General features: G+C 65.4%; 17 protein-coding genes. 7 read left to right on the plus strand and 10 right to left on the minus strand.

What is annotated here, in order from left to right:
* The first annotated feature begins 1 nt into the window (after position 1).
* Together MJ606_RS06555 and MJ606_RS06560 are read left to right on the plus strand one after the other, a co-directional pair.
* Positions 2 to 2,641: an MtrB/PioB family outer membrane beta-barrel protein gene (locus tag MJ606_RS06555; RefSeq protein WP_243048645.1), complete on the plus strand. Its 2,640-nt coding sequence runs from the start codon at positions 2 to 4 to the stop codon at positions 2,639 to 2,641.
* Positions 2,642 to 2,702: 61 nt separating this feature from the next.
* A complete protein-coding gene (locus MJ606_RS06560; protein ID WP_243048646.1) occupies positions 2,703 to 3,374 on the plus strand; it encodes a c-type cytochrome in 672 nt (223 codons plus the stop codon).
* Between the two features lie 59 nt (positions 3,375 to 3,433).
* Here the strand turns inward: MJ606_RS06560 and MJ606_RS06565 are convergent, their stop codons facing one another.
* Positions 3,434 to 3,661, minus strand: coding sequence for a hypothetical protein (locus MJ606_RS06565; protein WP_243048647.1), 228 nt, complete (start codon positions 3,659 to 3,661; stop codon positions 3,434 to 3,436).
* A gap of 123 nt (positions 3,662 to 3,784) precedes the next feature.
* On the opposite strand from MJ606_RS06565, the gene MJ606_RS06570 reads away from it, so the two are divergent.
* A complete protein-coding gene (locus tag MJ606_RS06570) occupies positions 3,785 to 4,015 on the plus strand; it encodes a hypothetical protein (RefSeq protein WP_243048648.1) in 231 nt (76 codons plus the stop codon).
* Here MJ606_RS06570 and MJ606_RS06575 read toward each other — a convergent pair.
* The 6 genes from MJ606_RS06575 to MJ606_RS06600 all read right to left on the minus strand — a co-directional run bounded on the left by MJ606_RS06575 (position 4,012) and on the right by MJ606_RS06600 (position 10,793).
* Positions 4,012 to 5,019: an NAD(P)H-quinone oxidoreductase gene (locus tag MJ606_RS06575; protein ID WP_243048649.1), complete on the minus strand. Its 1,008-nt coding sequence runs from the start codon at positions 5,017 to 5,019 to the stop codon at positions 4,012 to 4,014. The two genes, MJ606_RS06570 and MJ606_RS06575, sit on opposite strands and share 4 nt — an antisense overlap.
* 23 nt (positions 5,020 to 5,042) lie before the next feature.
* Positions 5,043 to 5,216 carry a hypothetical protein gene (locus MJ606_RS06580; RefSeq protein ID WP_243048650.1) on the minus strand — a complete coding sequence of 58 codons (174 nt, stop codon included), beginning with the start codon at positions 5,214 to 5,216 and terminating at the stop codon, positions 5,043 to 5,045.
* 33 nt (positions 5,217 to 5,249) lie between these two features.
* Positions 5,250 to 6,518, minus strand: coding sequence for a histidine-type phosphatase (locus tag MJ606_RS06585; RefSeq protein WP_243048651.1), 1,269 nt, complete (start codon positions 6,516 to 6,518; stop codon positions 5,250 to 5,252).
* 26 nt (positions 6,519 to 6,544) lie between these two features.
* The gene (locus MJ606_RS06590) at positions 6,545 to 9,046 is read right to left on the minus strand and encodes a TonB-dependent receptor (RefSeq protein ID WP_243048652.1); all 2,502 of its coding nucleotides are present in this window, start codon (positions 9,044 to 9,046) and stop codon (positions 6,545 to 6,547) included.
* A 123-nt stretch (positions 9,047 to 9,169) separates the two neighbouring features.
* Positions 9,170 to 10,282, minus strand: coding sequence for a FecR domain-containing protein (locus tag MJ606_RS06595; protein ID WP_243048653.1), 1,113 nt, complete (start codon positions 10,280 to 10,282; stop codon positions 9,170 to 9,172).
* Positions 10,275 to 10,793 carry an RNA polymerase sigma factor gene (locus tag MJ606_RS06600; RefSeq protein ID WP_243048654.1) on the minus strand — a complete coding sequence of 173 codons (519 nt, stop codon included), beginning with the start codon at positions 10,791 to 10,793 and terminating at the stop codon, positions 10,275 to 10,277. The genes MJ606_RS06595 and MJ606_RS06600 overlap by 8 nt, the downstream gene beginning before the upstream one ends.
* A 280-nt stretch (positions 10,794 to 11,073) precedes the next feature.
* Between MJ606_RS06600 and MJ606_RS06605 the strand changes: the two genes are divergently transcribed.
* Positions 11,074 to 11,544 carry a hypothetical protein gene (locus MJ606_RS06605; protein WP_243048655.1) on the plus strand — a complete coding sequence of 157 codons (471 nt, stop codon included), beginning with the start codon at positions 11,074 to 11,076 and terminating at the stop codon, positions 11,542 to 11,544.
* A gap of 30 nt (positions 11,545 to 11,574) precedes the next feature.
* Here the strand turns inward: MJ606_RS06605 and MJ606_RS06610 are convergent, their stop codons facing one another.
* Positions 11,575 to 13,170, minus strand: a complete 1,596-nt coding sequence (locus tag MJ606_RS06610; protein WP_243048656.1) for an MASE1 domain-containing protein — start codon at positions 13,168 to 13,170, stop codon at positions 11,575 to 11,577.
* 277 nt (positions 13,171 to 13,447) lie between these two features.
* Complete coding sequence (locus MJ606_RS06615; RefSeq protein ID WP_243048657.1) at positions 13,448 to 13,864, minus strand: OsmC family protein; 417 nt, start codon at positions 13,862 to 13,864, stop codon at positions 13,448 to 13,450.
* Between the two features lie 365 nt (positions 13,865 to 14,229).
* Here MJ606_RS06615 and MJ606_RS06620 point away from each other — a divergent pair, with 365 nt between their 5' ends.
* Positions 14,230 to 15,723 carry an efflux transporter outer membrane subunit gene (locus tag MJ606_RS06620; RefSeq protein WP_243048658.1) on the plus strand — a complete coding sequence of 498 codons (1,494 nt, stop codon included), beginning with the start codon at positions 14,230 to 14,232 and terminating at the stop codon, positions 15,721 to 15,723.
* Positions 15,724 to 15,751: 28 nt separating this feature from the next.
* Here MJ606_RS06620 and MJ606_RS06625 read toward each other — a convergent pair whose 3' ends face one another.
* On the minus strand, positions 15,752 to 16,381 hold the full coding sequence (locus MJ606_RS06625; RefSeq protein WP_243048659.1) for a hydrolase: 630 nt from the start codon (positions 16,379 to 16,381) through the stop codon (positions 15,752 to 15,754).
* A gap of 269 nt (positions 16,382 to 16,650) precedes the next feature.
* Here MJ606_RS06625 and MJ606_RS06630 point away from each other — a divergent pair, with 269 nt between their 5' ends.
* Both MJ606_RS06630 and pgm read left to right on the plus strand, forming a co-directional pair.
* Complete coding sequence (locus MJ606_RS06630; protein ID WP_243048660.1) at positions 16,651 to 16,914, plus strand: DksA/TraR family C4-type zinc finger protein; 264 nt, start codon at positions 16,651 to 16,653, stop codon at positions 16,912 to 16,914.
* A gap of 129 nt (positions 16,915 to 17,043) precedes the next feature.
* The gene (gene pgm / locus MJ606_RS06635; RefSeq protein ID WP_243048661.1) at positions 17,044 to 18,696 is read left to right on the plus strand and encodes a phosphoglucomutase (alpha-D-glucose-1,6-bisphosphate-dependent); all 1,653 of its coding nucleotides are present in this window, start codon (positions 17,044 to 17,046) and stop codon (positions 18,694 to 18,696) included.
* The last annotated feature ends 10 nt before the right edge of the window (positions 18,697 to 18,706 follow it).

Genomic DNA, 18,706 nt, shown 5'->3' on the forward strand with positions numbered 1-18,706 from the left:
GATGTTGACACGGAAACCCCTTAGCGCATGCCTCGCTGTGCTGGCCGGCCTGGCGTGTGCGCCAGTGGTGTGGGCGCAGAGTGACACCAGCGATACCCAGCGCGTGGGCAACATGCAGTTTGGCAACACGCTGGACCCGACCGGCTGGGCGCCGTTCACCACGCCCGATCCGATGGGCATGTCGTATCTGCATCCCGACCAGTTGCGCACGCCCACCGGTGCGCTGTACCCGTATCCCGCCCAGGCGCCGGACGAAGCGCCGCTGGGCAAGGGCGATTGGACCTATTCGTGGCTATTGCAGTTCGGCTATATCCATACCAGCGGCGATCGCAACGCGGAGTTCTTCCAGATGTACTCGGACTGGCGCAATGCCGGCGCCGTGGGGATGCTCGCGTTCTCCGCCTATAACCGCAAAACCGGGCAATACGTGGAGTTTCGCGGCAGCCACGTCAGCGACAAGGACCAGTACTACCGCCTGCGCGCCGGCCAGTACGGCAGCTACCGCATCGAGGCGTTCTTCCGTGACATTCCCCATGTCCTGAGTACCGACGCCTATCCCCTGTGGAATGGCGTGGGCTCGACCAACCTCACCTTGCCGCCCGGGATTACGCCGGGGGTCAGCAGCCAGGCGCAGATAGCCGCGGTCGAAGCCCAGCGTCCACGGAGAACGCTGTCGGTGACACGCGAGAGCGAAGGCGTCAGCTGGGAGGGCGCGCTTGGGCGGGACTGGATCGGCTACGGCGGCGTCACCAACGAGAACCGCAACGGCGACCGTGACTGGGGCGGCTCCATGTTCTTCAGCTATCCCTTCCTGTCGCCGGGGCCCGGCGGCATCGGCACGCCCAGCGTGCCGGGCGTCATGGGCGGGCAGAACGAAACCGTGCGGCCGGTCGATTTCACCACCACCGATATCAACCTGGGCCTGCGCAACAAGGCGGGCGCATCGGGCTGGCTATTCAACTTCACCATGACCGCTTCGTTCTTCCGCGATCACAAGGATTACCTGGATTTCACCGCACCGTTCGGCGTGCTGCCGGGGCCGGCCACGTCGATTACCGGCGGCACGTTTTCGCTGGAGCCCGACAACAACTACTACAACGTGCGGCTGGAAGGTTCGCATGCGCTGAAGTGGTGGAACGGCCAGTTCTCCGCCTCGGCGGCGTACGGCAGCATGCGCCAGAACGATACGCTGCAGGCGCCGTTGAACGCCATGTTCTGCCCCAGCGGGCAATTCATCGGCACCACTGGCATTCCCTGTTCCGACTGGAACACCACGGCGGCACTGTCGCAGCAGAATGGCGATGCGCGCATCGATACCGGCCTGGTGAACCTGCGCCTGAGCTTTCGACCCACGGCCAGTTTCAATTGGTACGCCAACGTACGCTGGTACGGCGAAAACAACATGACGCGCTACACCATGTACAACCCGTTGACCGGCCAGTATGGATTCCTGCACGAAAGCGGCTCGCAGGCAGTGATCATCGGCAATGCGGAGGCGGGCCTGTTCCAGGCCGGCAACCCGTTGTACGAGTCCTATTTCACCCAGTTCGCCAATATTCCCTACAGCTACAACGATCGCCAGGGCGAGCTTGGCGGTACCTATCAACTCAACAATCAGAACTCGCTGGGGCTCACCTACACGCTGGATCACCAGACCCCGCAGCAGCGCGAGCGCACTTACCTCAACGACCAGCACATCAAGCTGACCTGGGACTCCAAGTCGTTCGGCGATTCCACCCTGCGTTTCAGCTACGAGTACCAGAAGCGCACGGGCGGGCCGTACAACGCGTTTCCGTACATGAACTGGTATTCGCCATCGCTTCCCGGCTATGTGCAGGATGCGCTGGGCGTGGTCGCCTATACCGTCGACCAGATGTACAAGTACGACATGAGCAACCTCAAGGCGACCAAGCTCAAGGCGATCCTGACCACCCCGCTGGGCAATACGGCGACGCTGACCACCACCGTCTATGGCAACCGCAACCATTACGGCGCCGATATCGGGCGGCAGTCCGTCGGCACCACCGGCGCGGATGTCTCCTTCGACTGGACGCCGTCGGCGACGACTACTTTCAACAGTTACCTGAGCATCGAGTCGTCGCGCATCAAGCAGGGCAACGTGGCCGACAACGAGGCATTGATCGGCACCTCGCCGCTGCAGGCGGACATGGAGTTCGGCGGACCCATGTATCCCTATGCCAACTTCTGGACTGCCACCGATACCGAGCGCGACGCCAATGCGGGCCTGACCATCAGTCATGTGTTCACGCCGCGGGTGAAGCTGGACGTTGGCTACAACTACACCTACTCGCATGGAGTGAACGGGTACGACTACAGCAGCATGGGCGCGATTTCACCTTCCTACTGGAACATCCTCACGACCGCCGATATCGGCAACAGCTTTCCCGCCAACATCTATCGCCTGCAGACCCTCAGCGCCAACATGAATATCGCGCTGACGCCGCGCGTCGGTTTGCGTCTCTACAGCCAGTATGAGTTTGGACGCTTTGCCGACTGGCATTACACCGGCTTCGATTCGCCGGGCGACCTGGTCATCGGCAACCGCGTGTATACCGACCTGGGCCCGCAGACGCACTGGCACGCGGCGGTGCTGGGCGCCTTCGTTACCTTGAAGCTCTAGGGAGGGCGCGGCCATGATCCGTCGTTTCGTTGCGTGCCTGCCCATGTTCTTGGGGGCCCTCGTGCTTGCCAGCGCTGCGGCTGCCCAGCAGGCGCCGGCCGCCGCATCCAGCGCCGCGCCCAAGCCGCCGGCGTTTGCCGATGTTCGTCGGCAGCAGCCGATCAGCGGCGACGCGAAGGCGGGCGCGGGCAAGGCAACGGTGTGCGGTGCCTGCCATGGGCCGCAAGGTATTTCCATCGCGCCCAACTTCCCCAATCTGGCCGGGCAGTCGGCCACGTACCTGTATGTGCAGCTCAAGCAGTTCAAGCAAGGGCAGCGCAACGACCCGATCATGAGCGGGCAGGCGGCCACGCTCAGCGATGCGGACATGCGCGATCTGGCCAGCTATTACGCATCGCTCGCGCCCAAGCCGGCCGGGCCAGCCGATGAGTCATCGGCGGGCGCGAGGTTGTATCTGGCGGGCGATCCGGCGCGAGGCATTCCGCCATGCCAGGGTTGTCATGGCGTCGACGCGATGGGGCCGCGCCCGGAGCCGGATGGCAAGCCGTCACCGCCATGGGCCACTTTTCCCCACCTGCGTGGCCAGTCATCGTTGTATGTCGGCAAGGCGTTGGGCGATTTCCGCAGCGGCGCGCGTGCGGAAAGTAGCAATGCGAGAATCATGCAGGGCGTGGCGCAGACGCTTGGGGACGACGACATACAGGCCCTGGGCGCGTATCTGTCCACGCGTTGAATGGCTGACTGTAAGGCGGCATCGACAGGGCGAGTGTGAGCGCCGCGACAGGGCCTCGCTCAGATCTGGTCGGCGGGTGGTACCAGATGATGCTTTACCTGGATGGCGTCCAGCCGGTCGCAAACCCAGCCGCTATCGCCAGGGGCGGCATTTTTTTGCACTGCATCAGCCAGGCGGTTGAATGCGTCCCAGAAGTCGCCGGCGTCCGGCTTGCTCCGCACCAGCCCCGGGATGAATGCGTCCAGGGCATCGAGCATCTGCTCCAGTTCGGCGCGTGACTTGGCCATGGCATGAGCCTATATCAGCTGTCCATGAACGCGGCGCGAAAGTTTTATCCAAAGGGTCACGCTGGTTTAACGGCGGTCGAGGCAGCTTCAATGTCCCTCATTGGCGACGAGGCGGAGCGTGTCATGGAATGGGATCGCGAAAACGACCTGCTTTCCCGCGCATGCGACGAGCTGGTTGAGCAGAACTCGCTGCTGCAGCAGGAGGTGGAGTTGCTGCGCGCGCAGTTGCGCCGGCATCCCTCTGGCGAGCTTCAGATCCGGGAGGCCCGGCGCCAGATGGAGGAGCTGGTGGAGACGTCGCGCGGACGCACGCCGTTTCCGTCCATGGCGGGCCTGGAAGCGCGGGTCTACTAGCGTTCGCCGACTTCGAGCACGATCTTTCCGATGTGCTCGCTGGCTTCCATCATGCGGTGTGCGTCGGCGGCGCGTTCCAGCGGGTAGACCGCGTGGATGATCGGCACGCAGCGGCCCTGCGCAAGCGCGGGCCAGACATGCTTCTGCAGGGCTTCGGCGATGGCCGTTTTTTCTCTGGTCGTGCGCGGACGCATGGTCGAGCCCGTTATCACCGCGCGCTTGGCCATGATCGCGTGCAGGTTGACCCGCTCGGCCACCGGGCCGCCGAGCACGCCGATGATCAATAGCCGTCCATCGCGGGCGAGGGTGTCGAGGTTGTCGGCGAAATAGCTGCCGCCCATGATGTCCAGGATCACGTCGGCGCCATGCCCATCGGTCCTGGCAAGCACGACCTCGGCGAAGGACTCCTGGCGATAGTTGATGGCTTCGCCGCCCAACTCGCGAATCGCCGCGCATTTCTCCGCGCCACCCGCGGTGGCGAAGGTGCGTATGCCGAATTCGCGGCAGAGCATCAGCGCCGTGGTGCCGATGCCGCTGGTACCGCCATGGATCAGTACGATCTCACCTTTGCGGGCGTGCCCCATGTCGAACAGGTTGGCCCAGACCGTGAAGAACGTTTCCGGAATGGCGGCCGCTTCCAGCATCCGGATGCCTGCGGGTATCGGCATGGCCTGGCCAGCGGGTACCACGCAGTACTGGGCATAGCCGCCGCCGTTGGTCAGTGCGCAAATGGCATCACCCAGGGCGAAGCTGTGGGTGCCTTCGCCCAGCGCCACCACCGTGCCGGCCACCTCGAGCCCGGGAATGGGGTTGGCGCCCGGCGGCAGCGGATATTGGCCCGCACGTTGAAGCACGTCGGGTCGATTCACGCCCGCTGCCTCGACACGCACCAGCACTTCCCCCGGGCCCGGCCGCGGAACGGGGACGAGATGCGGTTGCAGCACCTCCGGGCCGCCCGGCGCGTTGATCCGTATTTCGGTCATGGTGGCGGGTAGCTGGCGCATCGGGTTCCTTCGAGGCGGGCACGCTATGCCGAGGCGGCGTGGCGGCGCCTGCGTCGACGGATGGCCCAGCGTATGGCGAGGATCATGACGATCAGGAGAAGAACCGCCGCGATCGCCTCGAACTGCAGCATGCGGGTCTGGCTGTACATCACGAACCTGCCGCTGCGGCCGTAGATGCCGTTGTAGCCGGCCAGCATCGCCGGCAAGGCCAGCAGGGGTTCAAGGGCCGCTCAGGGCATGTTGATTGGCATGACGGGAATGGCTTCCTCGATGCGCTGCGGGTCCAGGCGGGAGCCCAGCCAATGGCTTACCACGGATAGCGGGCAGGTGGACTGGCCGGGGCAGGCGGGCAGGCTGAGCGTATGCCGCACGAGGGCTTCTTCCTCGCTGAAGTCGGCACGACGCAAGGCATCGAGCGTCGGCATGGCAGTGGCCACGTGCACGGTGTACTGGCCATGCTCGTCCAGCAGGTCGAACACGAGTGCGCCGCCCGGTGGATAGTCGTCCGGTTGCCGTGCGTCGTGCCAGTCCAGCCCAAGTATGCCGGCGAGATTGGCCAGGTTGGTGTCGTGACCGAGCAGGATCACCACCTTGGCATGCCGGTCGGACAAGGGGGCGACCACTGGCGTTGCGCCACTGCCCTGCTGCAGCGTGGCCAGAATATGCGCCATCAGGTTGGAGCCCGCCTGCACGGCCGCCGGCATGCTCTTCTTGCTCAATGCAAACTGCAGGTTGTGCAGCGTGATGAGCTGGCCGATGGTGCCGCCGTCGCCCGCTCCCCAGGCAACCTGCGCCATCGGCAAGCCCTGCGCATATTCCAGCATCAGGTTCTCGCTCAGGCTGCCGGCGGTCTTGAGCGACTTGGCGCGCGCGGCATCGTCAGCATGGGCCGGGTCCACCAGCAGCTTGCGTCCGGCTGTTTTCGCCTGCGCCAGGCACGCGTCGCCGCTGCAGTCCAGCAGTACCCGCTGCAACAGCCTGAGTGCATCGGGTGGCCATGGGGTAGGTATGGATGACGGCGCGCCATCGTCTTCCTTGGCATCCTTCGATTCGCCGAAATGGAACAGCGGGTTGGACTGGTCCGCGGCCAGGGCGAGGTAATGACCATGGCAGGAAGGCGCCAGGCCCTGCACCAAGGCCGCCGCGCTGGCGCGATTGCGTGGGGTGCTGTCGGCGATCACCACCACCTTGTCCAGCGTGCCGCAACGCCCCGACCATAGCCCGGCATCGCCGAATGACTGGCGATAGCGCTGCCCCAGCGCGGTCATGCCTTGTGCGCCATGGCTGGTGAGCATGCCGGGTGCGACCGGCCATTCGGCCCAGGGACGATGGGCGTAGGGCGCCAGCTCCCCTGGTGCGCTGGTGGGCGAGCGCACGCCGTGGCGCATCACCACGATGCGCAGGAGCAGCTGTGGTGCCGGCCTTGTTTCCGGCGCTGTGCTTGCCGTGGCCGTCAGGGCAAGCCCGAGCGCACAGAAGCCAAGGAACCAGCGCCCCATGAGTGAGATCCGGGAGGCGGCAGGCATCACAGCTTCACCGACAGGTCGAGGAATACGCCGCGGCCCGGCAGGCCAAAGAACAACGGTGCGCCACTGACCGACTGGGTGCCGGCGTAGCCGGTGATCTTGTGGACATTGAACAGATTGTTGATATCCACGCTCACCGAGTAGCCCTTGGTACCCCAGGGGCCGTGATCGGCGCGATAGCCCAGCGCGGCATCGGTGGTCAGGTAGCCGGCGATGGGCTGGCTGTTCTGGAACATGCTGTTGCCATTGCTGAGCGTCACGTTGTCCACGCCGTATTGCTTGCCGGCGAACTTGCCCATCAGCGAGCCGAAGTATCCCTGCGGGCTGCTGTAGAGCAGTCCCAGCGCCGCCGTGGTCTTGGGCGTGGCCGCCACCTGCACATCGGAGTTCTTGTAGTTCGCCTTGTTGTAGCTCGCATTGCCATAGAGGCTGAGGGTTTGCGTCAGCGCGTAGGTGGCCTCCACTTCCGCGCCCTTGTAGATCGCACCGCCGGCATTGACGTAGGTGCTCTCGTTGCCGTTGGAGGTCTTCACCTCGGCCTGGGCAATATAGTTGGAGAAGTCGATGTAGTAGATGTCGGCGCCAAAGGTGAACTGGCGCGTCGCGTAGGCGGTGCCGAGCTGGTAGTTGGTGGTCTGCTCCGGGTCCAGTCCATGCGCACCGTTGAGTTCGATCACATCGATCGGCGGCGCGAGAAAGCCCTTGGCGACCTGGGCATAGGCACTCCACTCGTCGCTGAGCTTCTCGTGCGCGCTCAGCGATGGCAGGGTGGCATCGTAGGTGGCCTGGGCGTAGGACGGTACCGGCGGCGAGATCTTGTTGAGCGCCGCATTGAGCTGGCGCGTCACCGATGAATAGCGCACGCCGGGGCTCAGCGTGAAGGTGTCGGTGACGTTCCAGTCGTACTGCGCGAAGGGCTGCGCGGTGTCGGTGCGATCGTTGAACTGGTAGTTGTAGAGCGGCCCGTATTTGGTGCCGGTGGCCTCGCCGGTGGTCATGTCCAGCGGCAACTGGTAGCGCGCGTCGAGATTGCGTTCCAGCCACACACCGGTCTGCAGCGTGCCCGGGCCGAGCTCGCGCGCCAGCCGCAGCACGTCGCCAAAGGCATGGAAGCCCGAATCCGCCAGCTTGCCAGGTACATCGGTGGCCGACTTGCCCACCTTCTTGCCCTTGGCGTCATACAGCGTGACGCCATTGTCGGCAGGGTCGTTGTCGGTCGCGTCACTGGTCTTGTTGGCCCAGTGGTCGAACGTGTTGAGGTAGACCTTGTTGTCCACGTCCCAGTCGCCCAGGCGGCTGGCGAGTCCCACGTAGGTGAAGCTCGAGTAGTAAGCCGCGTTGTTGTAGCCCTGGTACGACTGCAACGCGGGATCGTCGGTGAGGCCGTAGCGCCAGCCGTACTGGCCGATCTCTTCCTTGGTGGCGCCTTGCACGGTGTTCTGGTGCTCGCGGTTGTAGCTGGTGACGAAGGTGAGCGTGGTTGCCTCGCCCAGCTCGGTGATGGTCTTGATGAAAATATGCTCGCGACGGTCGTCCGTGCCCTTGAGATAGGTATCGCTGGCTTCCTTGGAGATATCCGCGAACAACTTGGTGTGGTCGCCAAGGTTCTCATCGACGTTGACGCCGCCGGCCCGCGTATTCCAGCTGCCGATGGTCATGTACGGCGTGACACCCGGTACCTCGTTCGGATCACGCGAGCGCAAGGCCACGGTGCCGCCAAACGTCGCGTTGCCGATGGTGGAGCCGCCGCCGGGGCCGCGATCGATCTCGGCCTGGCCCAGCACGTGATTGTTGAAATAGGCCGAGGTGGTGTGGTGCAGGTCGCTGGCATCGCCGAACGGAATGCCATCGAAAGTCACGTTGAACTGGCCGTCCTGGAAGCCGCGGATGCTGATGCCTTCGTTCTTGCCCAGGCCCGGGCCTTCCGGCGAGGTGACGGTGACGCTGGGCGCGTATTTGATGATGTCGTCGAAATTGGCGTTGAAGCGCAGGCCGTCGCGGATGAAGCGTTCGTCGATCACCGAGGTCGGTTGCACGGCATCCAGCGGTGCGGCGCTGGGCGCCAGGGTATCCACGGCGTTGGCATGCACGCTGATCGGGGCGAGATCGTGCGTGCCGTCATTGGGATTGACCGGCGGAAGGCCGCGCGACGTCGCTGCGTCCGCGGCCGTCGCGTTTCCCGCGGCATGCTCCGGCACGATGTTGACCGTGGTGGGGGTGAGGAAGCGATAGCCCAGCCCGGTGCCTTTCAGCAGCTGCGCCAGCTGTTGCCTGGCATCGAGCCCTGCTGCGGCGCCACCGCTGCGCAGGCTGTCGGCCACATCGGCCGCGTAGACGATCTGCAGGCCGCTGCTGCGCGCAAACTGGTCGAGCGCCTGGGCCAGCGGCATGGGCGCAATGGCGGGCGCCGCACTGGCAGGCAAGCCGGTTTGCGCCAGCACGAGCGAAGAGGTGGCGCTGCCGAGGAGCAGCGCGATCTGGAGGGCAAGCCGTTTGCGCATGATGGTGTTGAGCCTTCGATGGAGGGTGTCGGGGCGGTGACGAGCACGGCTTGTCACTGCGGCATGACCCTCTACGAGTGCGCGGCGGCATCATCGGGTACCGCTATTTCGATGAATTTTTTCTTACAGTGGTCGCGTACCCGATGCCAGGCGGTTCGTGCCGATTACCTGGATGTCGTTCGCGCCCCTGACCACATGGACGCCAGGCATGGTTCGCAGATAGGCGATGAATGCCTCCATGTCGCGGGCGTGGAAGCGCCCCGAGATGCGCAGGGCGCCGATATCGGCGTCGTCGATGCGCAGGGGGCGGACGCTGTAGGCATTGAAGCGGCGTGCCACCTCGGCCACGCTGGCATGTTCGAACTGGATGTCCGTCGGTAGCCATGAGGTGCTCAACGCGAGGTTGGCATGCCTGTCGATCAAGTCCAGCGAGCCATCCTTGTGCACGCTTGCCTGTTCACCTGCGAACAAGTCGGCAACGGGCCGCTTGCGAGCGGAGGCAGCGGGCATGGAGCAGGCAAGGTCAGTGCATTGCCACAGCTTGACCCTGCCGCTGACCACGGTGACGCGTGCGCCATCGCCGGATCGATGCGCGTCGAAGACCGTACCGATATCCTGCAGCACACTGGCATCGACCTGCACCAGCAGGGGACGGGACGCGTCGTGCCCGACATCGAACAGCGCTCCACCCTGCCACACGTCGACAAGGCGTCGATGCGCATCGAAGCGCACGGTCAGCAGGCTGCCGCGATCGAGCTGTATCCGCGTGCCATCCGGCAGGTCCACGCTGCGCAATGCATCGGCACCCGATGCATAGGCATCCCAGGCGCGCAGCGGCGGTTGCAGCGATGCCGCCGCCCCAAGGGCAAGCACCAGGGCAGCGGCCGCGGCCTGCGAAGCCCAATGCCACCAGCGACGGCCGGGCTTGGACATGCCCGGTGGCGTGGTCCGTACGCCAGGTCGCAGTGGCACCACGGCCGGCTCGCTGGCCGCCAATGCAGATAATTGATGGCTGTCGAGTGGGTCCAGCGCGGCAGCGGCGGCAAGGTCGCCATGCAGGCGTGCGATGGCCAGGTATTCGGACACGTGCAGCGGCGACAGGCGCAGCCAGGCCATGAATTCGGCCTGCTGCGGTTCCTGCATGCCTTCGCGCTGGTCGAGATACCAGCTGGCGGCCTGCTCGGTAACGCGCCGCTGGTGATCGGCCGCTTGGCGATGGCGGGTCAGTTCAGTCATAGCGAGCCATACCGAGGCGGCACGTGGCCAGCGCCTTGACGATGTACTTCTTCACCATGTGCGAGGAAATCTGCAGTTTTTCACCAATTTCGCGATAGCCCAGCTCGTCGCGGTAGTGCATCACCAGTACGGCTCGGCATTTGGGCGTCAGCCGGCCGAGGATGTCGGCGAGCCGCTGGCGCCGAAGCGCGCGGTCAATCCCGGCGGCGGCGTCACATGGCGTGGACAGCCGTTCGATCACTAATTCCAGCTCGTCGCTGCCGAGCGGATGGCGTTGCCGCCGAGCCGCGTGCTCTTTCACCAGATTCGCCGCCACGGTGAACAGATAGGCTTCGGGGTTCTGGATCTCGCCCATGCCGGCGCGATCGGTGCGCAGCAGGCGCAGGTAAAGCTCTTGTACGAGATCCTGCGCATCCCAGGTGTGGGGCGTGCGCTTGAGGAAGTAGCGATGGAGCGTGGCGTGCTGTTCCTCGAACAATTGCGCCAGTCTTGACGTTGAGTCGGCGGTCACATGCGCTCGCAGCGCCGTCGACGCTTGTCGTCGGCTGGGTTTTGTTTCGTCCGCCACGCTAGTGACGATTCATGACGATTCCGTGAAATGGCATGTGGCCGCTTGCCCGGTCATTGGCGTAGGGCCTTCCGGTGAGAGGTCGCCGGGCACTTACGTCGCTCCCTGCAACTAGGGCACATTCGGGTAGTCCGGCAGCCAGGAGGTTGCCGGACCCTGCAAAAAGGGACGGATGCCTCTGGCATCCCTGGATGATGAGGAGTGGGCTATGGAGGGAAAACGCATGCAGCATGCATCGAGTCGTTGGCCTGGCCGCCTTGCGGCGATGGGCCTGTTGGCCGTGATCGTGGCATCGACCAGCGCGATGGCCGCTGGCGGTCCGCCGTCAACCGGACTGGGCCAGTCGTGGCCCAGCGCCACGGATGTCAGTGCGAGCCCGCACTGGCATGTCTATGTCTTTGAGCGGGACGGTATCCGTTACATCCAGATCAACGATCTGGGCGGCAAGGTGCGCGCAGCGTTCGCCACCTCGTCCGGCAGTTTCCTGGGCCTTCCCATCGGTATCGACGCCTCGCGCCTCGCTACCCCGCAGCAGCCGCTGCCAGCACCGGCCAGCACCGCGGCCGGTGAGATCGTGTATCAGGATGCCTCGGTGAAGGTGCTGGTGGTGCCGCAGGCGGACGGCACGACGCAGGTGTTCACGGCCAATGGCGACTGCAAGGACCCGATCGAATGCAGCTCGCGCTCTGACTGATTCATGCCACGGTAGATCGCCGGGGCGCTTCTAGACGGAGGCGCCCCGGTTGAGCGGCACGGCGCGCAGCGAATCGTGCAGCAGCAGCGTCACCGACAAGCCCTGGGGGCGATCGCGCAGATGCACGTTGCCGCCATAGATCTGCGCGCGGTCGCGAATGGTGGCAATGCCCAGGCCGCTGGCGCCCAGCAGGGTCATGGCCTGCTTCCACGATTCCGGCGACGGTACGGCCTGCTCATCGGCAGATGCCGGACGTTCGCTGGTAATGCGCATGACCACCCAGCGTCGTCCGTCGGTGTAGCCGCCGCGCACCTGCAGGTGGATGTGCTGCGCGGGCGCGCGCGAAAGCACGTACACCAGCACTTCGCAGGCCAGCCGATAAAGCGCCATGTGGACGTCGGGTGCCAGTTGGCTGAGGCCGCGCCCCGACAGGTCGCAACGATAACTGGCTCCGGCCATATGCACCGCCTGGGCGAAGGGCCCTTCGCGCAGGGTGGCGGGTACGCCGCGTTCGCGCCAGCCGCGAGGGTAGAGTGCGTTGGCGAGTCGATGCATTTCGTGTTGTGCCAGTGCCGCCTGCCGGGAATAAGTGCGCTCCTCGCTGGCCGGCAGCACGTGACGCAGGCTGTCGAGCAGGCGATTCTGGCTTTCGCGGATGTTGTGCCCGATGTGTTCGAGTGCATCGGCCGCCTGGCGCAGGCGCAATTCTTCCAGATAAAGGCCTTGTTGCGCCAGCTGCAGGCCGCGCAGCGTATCCATGCGGTCGGCGCGGTCGAAGTGAGCCTGATGTCCGATGCGCGTGCCGAGCATGAGCAGCGTAGTGATGGCGAAGGCGATAAGCGCCTGCGCCTGGATCACCGCCGGATCACGAACCATGGCCGAGGTGAGGGTGACGGCGGTGCTCGCCAGGGTTCCGCCCAGCGCCGCCCCTTGCCAGCCGTGGCGCGAGGTCAGCCATACCACCGGCAGGAACATCGCGATGCGGAATACCTGCGTGCCGTCGCCCTGGCTGGAAAAGGCCAGGCACATAAGCACCAGCAGCGGCAGTATTACGCCCACCAGGCAATCCCGGGCCAGCTGGCTTTGCCAGAGCGCGGCGCCGATCGACTCGTTTCGGTTTTCCACAACCCACAGATACAGCGCGGTGGCGGTAGGGGCAATGGCGAGCGCGCCCAGGTAATTGCCAAGGAAATAACCGAGCAGCACATGGGCATTGATGTCGGGTGCGGCTTCACCGGCAGGCAGTTGCACGGCCGCGAGCGCCGCTACATTGCCGCAGGTGGTGAGCAGGGCGCCGATCAGCGTCATGGTCAGCAACGTCGCCGCATTGATCTGGTGAGCGCTTCGCAGCAGGCGTGCGTGGGGGCGACACCAGGCAATCACCGGAGCCAGCAGGAGAATCGGCGGAATGGCCGCCAGGGCAGCCCAGCGCCAGCCGAACTCGTCCTGGTTGTGCCAGGCGTGATAGCCGACGGGAATGAACTCGCCAACGATCAGGGCAGGCCAGTAGCGATAGGGAAACAGCAGCAGGCAGGCGATGCGCAATCCTGCCGGCAGGTTCCAGTGCGAGACCGACACCTCCCGCAGCAACAGGTAGCAGAGCGCATAGGCGCCACTGACAGCCACTTGCCGACTCCAGGCACGCAGTCCCGTCCCAACCCCCATAGTGTCCTTCCCCGTGCTAGCTGCATTTCCCTCCGGCTCGATGGGCTGGAGGGTGTGTGAGCGCATTGGCGGTCGCACCGCGCTTTTCGCCCTGCCCAGTCAGAAACCTGCTGCGTTGCCGGCCATTCGTGGAAATGTCGCACGAGGTCCGGTGATGTTCCGGTGAAGGGCGTCGCATTATGGCGCATCGCGAATACTTGCGCCGAGGCGCGGTTGTGTCTAGCGGAATGCCGGGCGATCAGCCCAACGGGCTGCCATCGCCCCGCGTGCTGGTGATGTCCACGCCTTCGCGCATGGCCTTGGTCACCGGAGTGTTGGCGACGATGTCCAGCAGGCGTTGCCATTGATCGTCGCTCAGGGGCTGGTCCGAATGCAGGGTGCGGCGCACATGCAGTCGATCGTTCTCGTCGCGTATCAGCTCCAGTTCGGCGCGAAACTGGCCCAGTTCCCAGCCCTTGTGCTGCGCATACATGCGCAGGGTGATGGCCGTGCAGGCGGCGAGCGAGGCCAGGTAGTAATCGAAGGGCGCCGGGCCGGCGCCTTGGCCGCCCAGCTTGGCGGGCTCATCGGCATCCATGGCGAAGTGGCCGGCATGGATGCGATGAAGATAGTTGCTGTCGGTGGATACGACGGTGGCGAACGAGACGCGCGGCATGGTGTGAAGCTCCTGTGTGGACCTCGCCGGGGCGAGGGGGCATCGAGAGACGCATGTTCGCAAGCATGCCGCCTTGTGTCCGGCGACGCTGGTTGAGCCGGGCCGATGCAGGGGAATCGATGCATGGGTGCAATTGGACCTAAGTAGAAGGCGGTATTGGCTTCCATGGCATCCCTTCGCGGTGCGTTCACCGCATGGCACGCGATATAATCGCCAACGCGCATGCTTTCCTGCTCCACGCCAGGTCGTCCCCGGGCCTGTGCCGATGTCGACTATCCGAGCCAGAGCTCGTTGTCAGTTTGATCGATAGCGAAACAGGTTGGCACGCACCGACTGTCTGTTTCACTTTCTGGATGATCCCCGCCATGCGTCCTGTCGCACTTCCCGCCGCCATTGCGTTCTGTGTTGTTTTGGCTGGCTGCGCCACCAGCCGAGGGCTGCATACCACGGGCAAGCTGACCGACCCGGGGTCGCTCAAATCGCAGCAAAGCCTGGCCGATACGCAGCTCAGCCCGACTGCGTGGCCCGAGCAGGATTGGTGGGTGGGCTTTGGCGATCCGCAGCTCACCGCGCTGATCGATGAGGCGCTGAAGAACAATCCCAGCCTCGACCAGGCCCAAGCGCGCGCGCGCCAGGCGCAGGCGGTGGCAGACAGCTACAACGCCGGCCGCCAGCCGCAAGGGCAGTTGGATGCATCGGTCATCGGTGCGCGACTGTCCGGCAAGGACCCGGTCTATCCCGAGTACGCCATCGGCACGTTTGCCTGGAGCAAATCGGTCACCGCCGGTTTTTCCTGGGATCTCGACCTGTGGGGCGGCAAGCGTGACGCCTGGGAAGCGGCGCTTGGCCGTAGCCGTGCCGCGCAGATCGATGCACACGCAGCGCGCATCCAGCTGTCGGTCAACGTGGCGCGTGCCTATGTGCGCCTCGGTTATGCGTTTGCCCAGAAGGATGTGGCCGAGGCCGAGCTGCAGCGCGCCAGCCAGACGCTGGAAGTTACGCGCCGCTTGGTCGCAGGCGGTCTTGGCACGCCTCAACAGGAACACCTGGCCGATTCGCAGGTAGCCGGCGCCGAGCAGCAGAAGGTCGCCGCGGACCGTGCCATCGACGCCGCGCGCAGCAGTCTTTCGATCCTGCTGGGGCAGGGGCCTGATCGTGGCCTGGCGATCGACCGGCCGCACATGCTCGACCGCGGCCCGGCCGTGCTGCCCGACAAGTTGCCGGTGGACCTGGTGGGTCGTCGCGCCGACCTGGTCGCCGCGCGCTGGGAGATCGAGGCCGCCAACAAGAACGTCAAGGCCGCCAAGACCGAGTTCCTGCCCAATATCAGCCTGAGCGCCATGGCCGGCGTCATCGCGGTGGGTGGCAGCACCAATGTGCTGCAGTTGCCCGCACGCACGTATGCATTTGGCCCGGCGCTCAGCCTGCCGATCTTCGACGGCGGTCGCCGCCGTGCCCAGCTGGCGATGGCCGATGCCGACTACGATGCGCTGGTGGCGCGCTACAACGGCTTGCTGGTCAGCGCCTTGAATGATGTCTCCGACGAGGTATCCGCGCTGTCCTCGGTGCGCGAGCAGATCGTGCTCGAGAAGCGCTCGGTGGACGATGCCCAGAAAAGCTGGGATGACGCCATGAAGGCCTACAAGGGCGGCCTGAAGGGACCGCTGACGCCGCTCACCAGTCGCCAGCAGTTGCTGGCGGCGCAGCAGCGGCTCGCCTTGCTGCAGAGCGAGCAGACCGATATCTCGGTGCGATTGATCGAGGCGCTTGGCGGCGGTTTCGACGGTAGCGCCGATGTGGCGGAAGTGTCTTCCGCGCAGCCGCCGCAGGCTTCGGCCATCAAGGATGGGGCACGCTGACCGGTACGGCGCATCGCCATGGTCCGCCTTATACGGGGTGGATCATGTCCCGCGCATAGGCCAGCCCGATGCCGTAGCCGCCGCCGTACGATTCGACGATGGCGCGTGCGCCGTCATAGGTTTCGTGGCGGGTCCAGTCGCGCTGCAATTCCAGCAGTACCTGGATCCACGAAGTCAGCTTGACGCCGGCCGCTTCCAGCCGGCGCAGGGCGAGTTCGTGGCTGGTGGCGGTCAGGCCGCCACAGGCGTCGGCCACGACCAGCACGTCATAGCCGTCGGCCAGCGCGGAGAGTGCGCAGAAAGTCACGCAGGCCTCGCTCAGCAGGCCCGAGATCAATAGCCGCTTGCGGCCGGTAGCGACCACGGCCGCCTGCGCCGAGGCGTCCTCCCACACATTCATGTTGCGTCGCTCGATGGGTTGCACGTCGGGAATGGCGGCATGTATCGCGGGCATCAGCGGGCCGCTGTAGACCTTCGATGCCGATGTGGACGCGACGACGGGCAGGCCGAACACCGCGGCCGTGCGCGCCAGCGCCACCGTGTTGTTCAGCAGCACCTGTCGATCGATCGAGCCCACCCCAAAGGCCAGCCCGGCCTGCTGGTCGATCAGCAGCAGGGCGCAATCGGCGGGGGTGAGCAGCGCGGTGGCGAGGGACATGACGACACTCCTGGTGGTTTCGCGGCAAGTGATCCCGCCGTGGCTGGGCGGGGTGGTCTGCGTGATTCGTCCAGCGCGTTCTAGCCGGCCCGTTGTCAACGGGGCGTCGCAGCGCCAGCTCCCGATCGCGCGCCGTAGGCTGAATGCATGGATGGGCGAGCTACCTTGAAACATGGAAGTCGCCCATGGCATCCCCATATGGGTAGAAATGCGCGGTCCGGCGAGGCCGCGGCGCTTGCGCCCGACGAGGCGCAATAACGGAGGCGACCATGGCGACGGGCTGGGCTGGCGACAACGCGGTGCAGGATCAGATCGATGCCACGGTCGAGGACGCGGTGAAGCGCGCGCGCAGCCAGCTCAACCAGGGGCCCAGCCTGACCCACTGCGAGGAATGCGCCGCGCCCATACCTACGGCACGGCGCCAGGCGGTGCCCGGCGTGCGCTTGTGCGTGGGCTGCCAGGAAGTGCGCGATCAGCAGGCCGCGTTCAGCGGCTACAACCGGCGTGGCAGCAAGGATAGCCAGCTGCGCTGACGCTGGCGGTATTGACACCGGCGGGTGAGGCGGTGGTCAATGCTCGTTTTCTCCCACAGCGCGCCATCGCATGACGAATCCTTCCCGCCTCCTCCCGTGCCTCCCGTCGACGATCGGCAAGGTGCACCCATGAGCGCCCGAATCAGCCCGCTGGCCGGCAAGCCGGCCCCCGAATCGCTGTGGGTGGACGTATCCCGGCTGCGCGACGCCTATGCTGATCTGCGCCCCGACCCGGCCGTGCCGGCGCAGCGCGTGGCGTTCGGCACCTCGGGGCATCGTGGCAGTTCGTTCGAGCGCAGCTTCAACGAGTGGCATGTGCTGGCGATCACCCAGGCGATCTGCGAGTACCGCAAGGACAAGGGCATCGATGGTCCGCTGTATATCGGCATCGATACGCATGCCTTGTCGCAACCGGCCTTTGAAAGCGCGCTGGAGGTGCTGGCCGCCAACGGCGTGGAAACCCTGATCGCCAAGGGGGGCGAATACACGCCGACGCCGGCGATTTCGCATGCCATTCTCACCTACAACCGGGGACGCAGCGGTGGCCTGGCTGACGGCATCGTGGTCACGCCGTCGCACAACCCGCCGGATGGTGGCGGCTTCAAGTACAACCCGCCCAACGGCGGCCCGGCTGATACCGACGTTACCGGCTGGATCCAGAAGCGTGCCAATGCCCTGATCGAGGGCGGCCTGCGCGACGTGCGCCGCGTGCCGTTCGCGCAGGCGCTGCGTGCATCGACCACGCATGAGCACGACTTCATCGATGCCTACGTGGGCGACCTCGGCCAGGTGGTGGACTTCGACGCGATCCGCGGCAGCGGCGTGCACCTGGGCGTCGATCCGCTGGGCGGCTCGGGGGTGCACTACTGGGCGCCGATCGCCGAGCGCTACGGCATCGACCTGACCGTGGTGAGCGATGAGGTGGATCCCACCTTCCGCTTCATGAGCGTGGACTGGGACGGCAAGATCCGCATGGATCCGTCCTCTTCCCATGCGATGCAGCGCCTGATCGAACTGAGGAGCCAGTACGACGTGGCATTCGCCTGCGACACCGACCATGACCGCCATGGCATCGTGACGCGCAGCAGCGGCTTGTTGCTGCCCAATCACTACCTGTCGGTACTGGTCGATTACCTGTTCCAGCACCGCCCGCAGTGGCGTGCCGATGCGGCAGTGGGCAAGACGCTGGTGAGCAGTGCGTTGATCGATCGCGTGGCCCGTCGCATCGGTCGCCGGCTGTATGAAGTGCCGGTGGGTTTCAAATGGTTTGTGGATGGCCTGTTCGACGGCTCGCTGGGCTTCGGCGGTGAGGAGAGCGCCGGTGCGTCGTTCCTGCGCCGCGACGGCTCGGTGTGGAGCACCGACAAGGACGGCATTGCCTCGGCGCTGATGTCCGCCGAAATCACCGCGCGCACCGGTCGCGATCCGGGCGAGCTGTACCGCAAGTTGACCGACGAACTGGGGCGCCCGTTGTCGGAACGGGTCGACGCGCCCGCCACGGTGGAGCAGAAGGCCAGGCTTTCCAAGCTTTCGCCGCAGCAGGTCAGTAGCACCGAGCTGGCTGGCGAGAAGATTGAAAGCGTGCTCGATCGCGCTCCGGGCAATGGCGCGCCGATCGGCGGCATCAAGGTGGTGTCGGCCAACGGATGGTTTGCCGCGCGCCCCTCGGGCACCGAGGACATCTACAAGATCTACGCCGAAAGCTTCAAGGACGAAGCGCACCTGCAGTCGCTGCTGCAGGAAGCGCAGCACATGGTCGACGCCGCGCTCAACGCGGCGTGACCCATGCCGC

This window comes from Dyella sp. RRB7 (assembly GCF_022761115.1).
In the GTDB taxonomy this organism is placed as follows: domain Bacteria; phylum Pseudomonadota; class Gammaproteobacteria; order Xanthomonadales; family Rhodanobacteraceae; genus Dyella.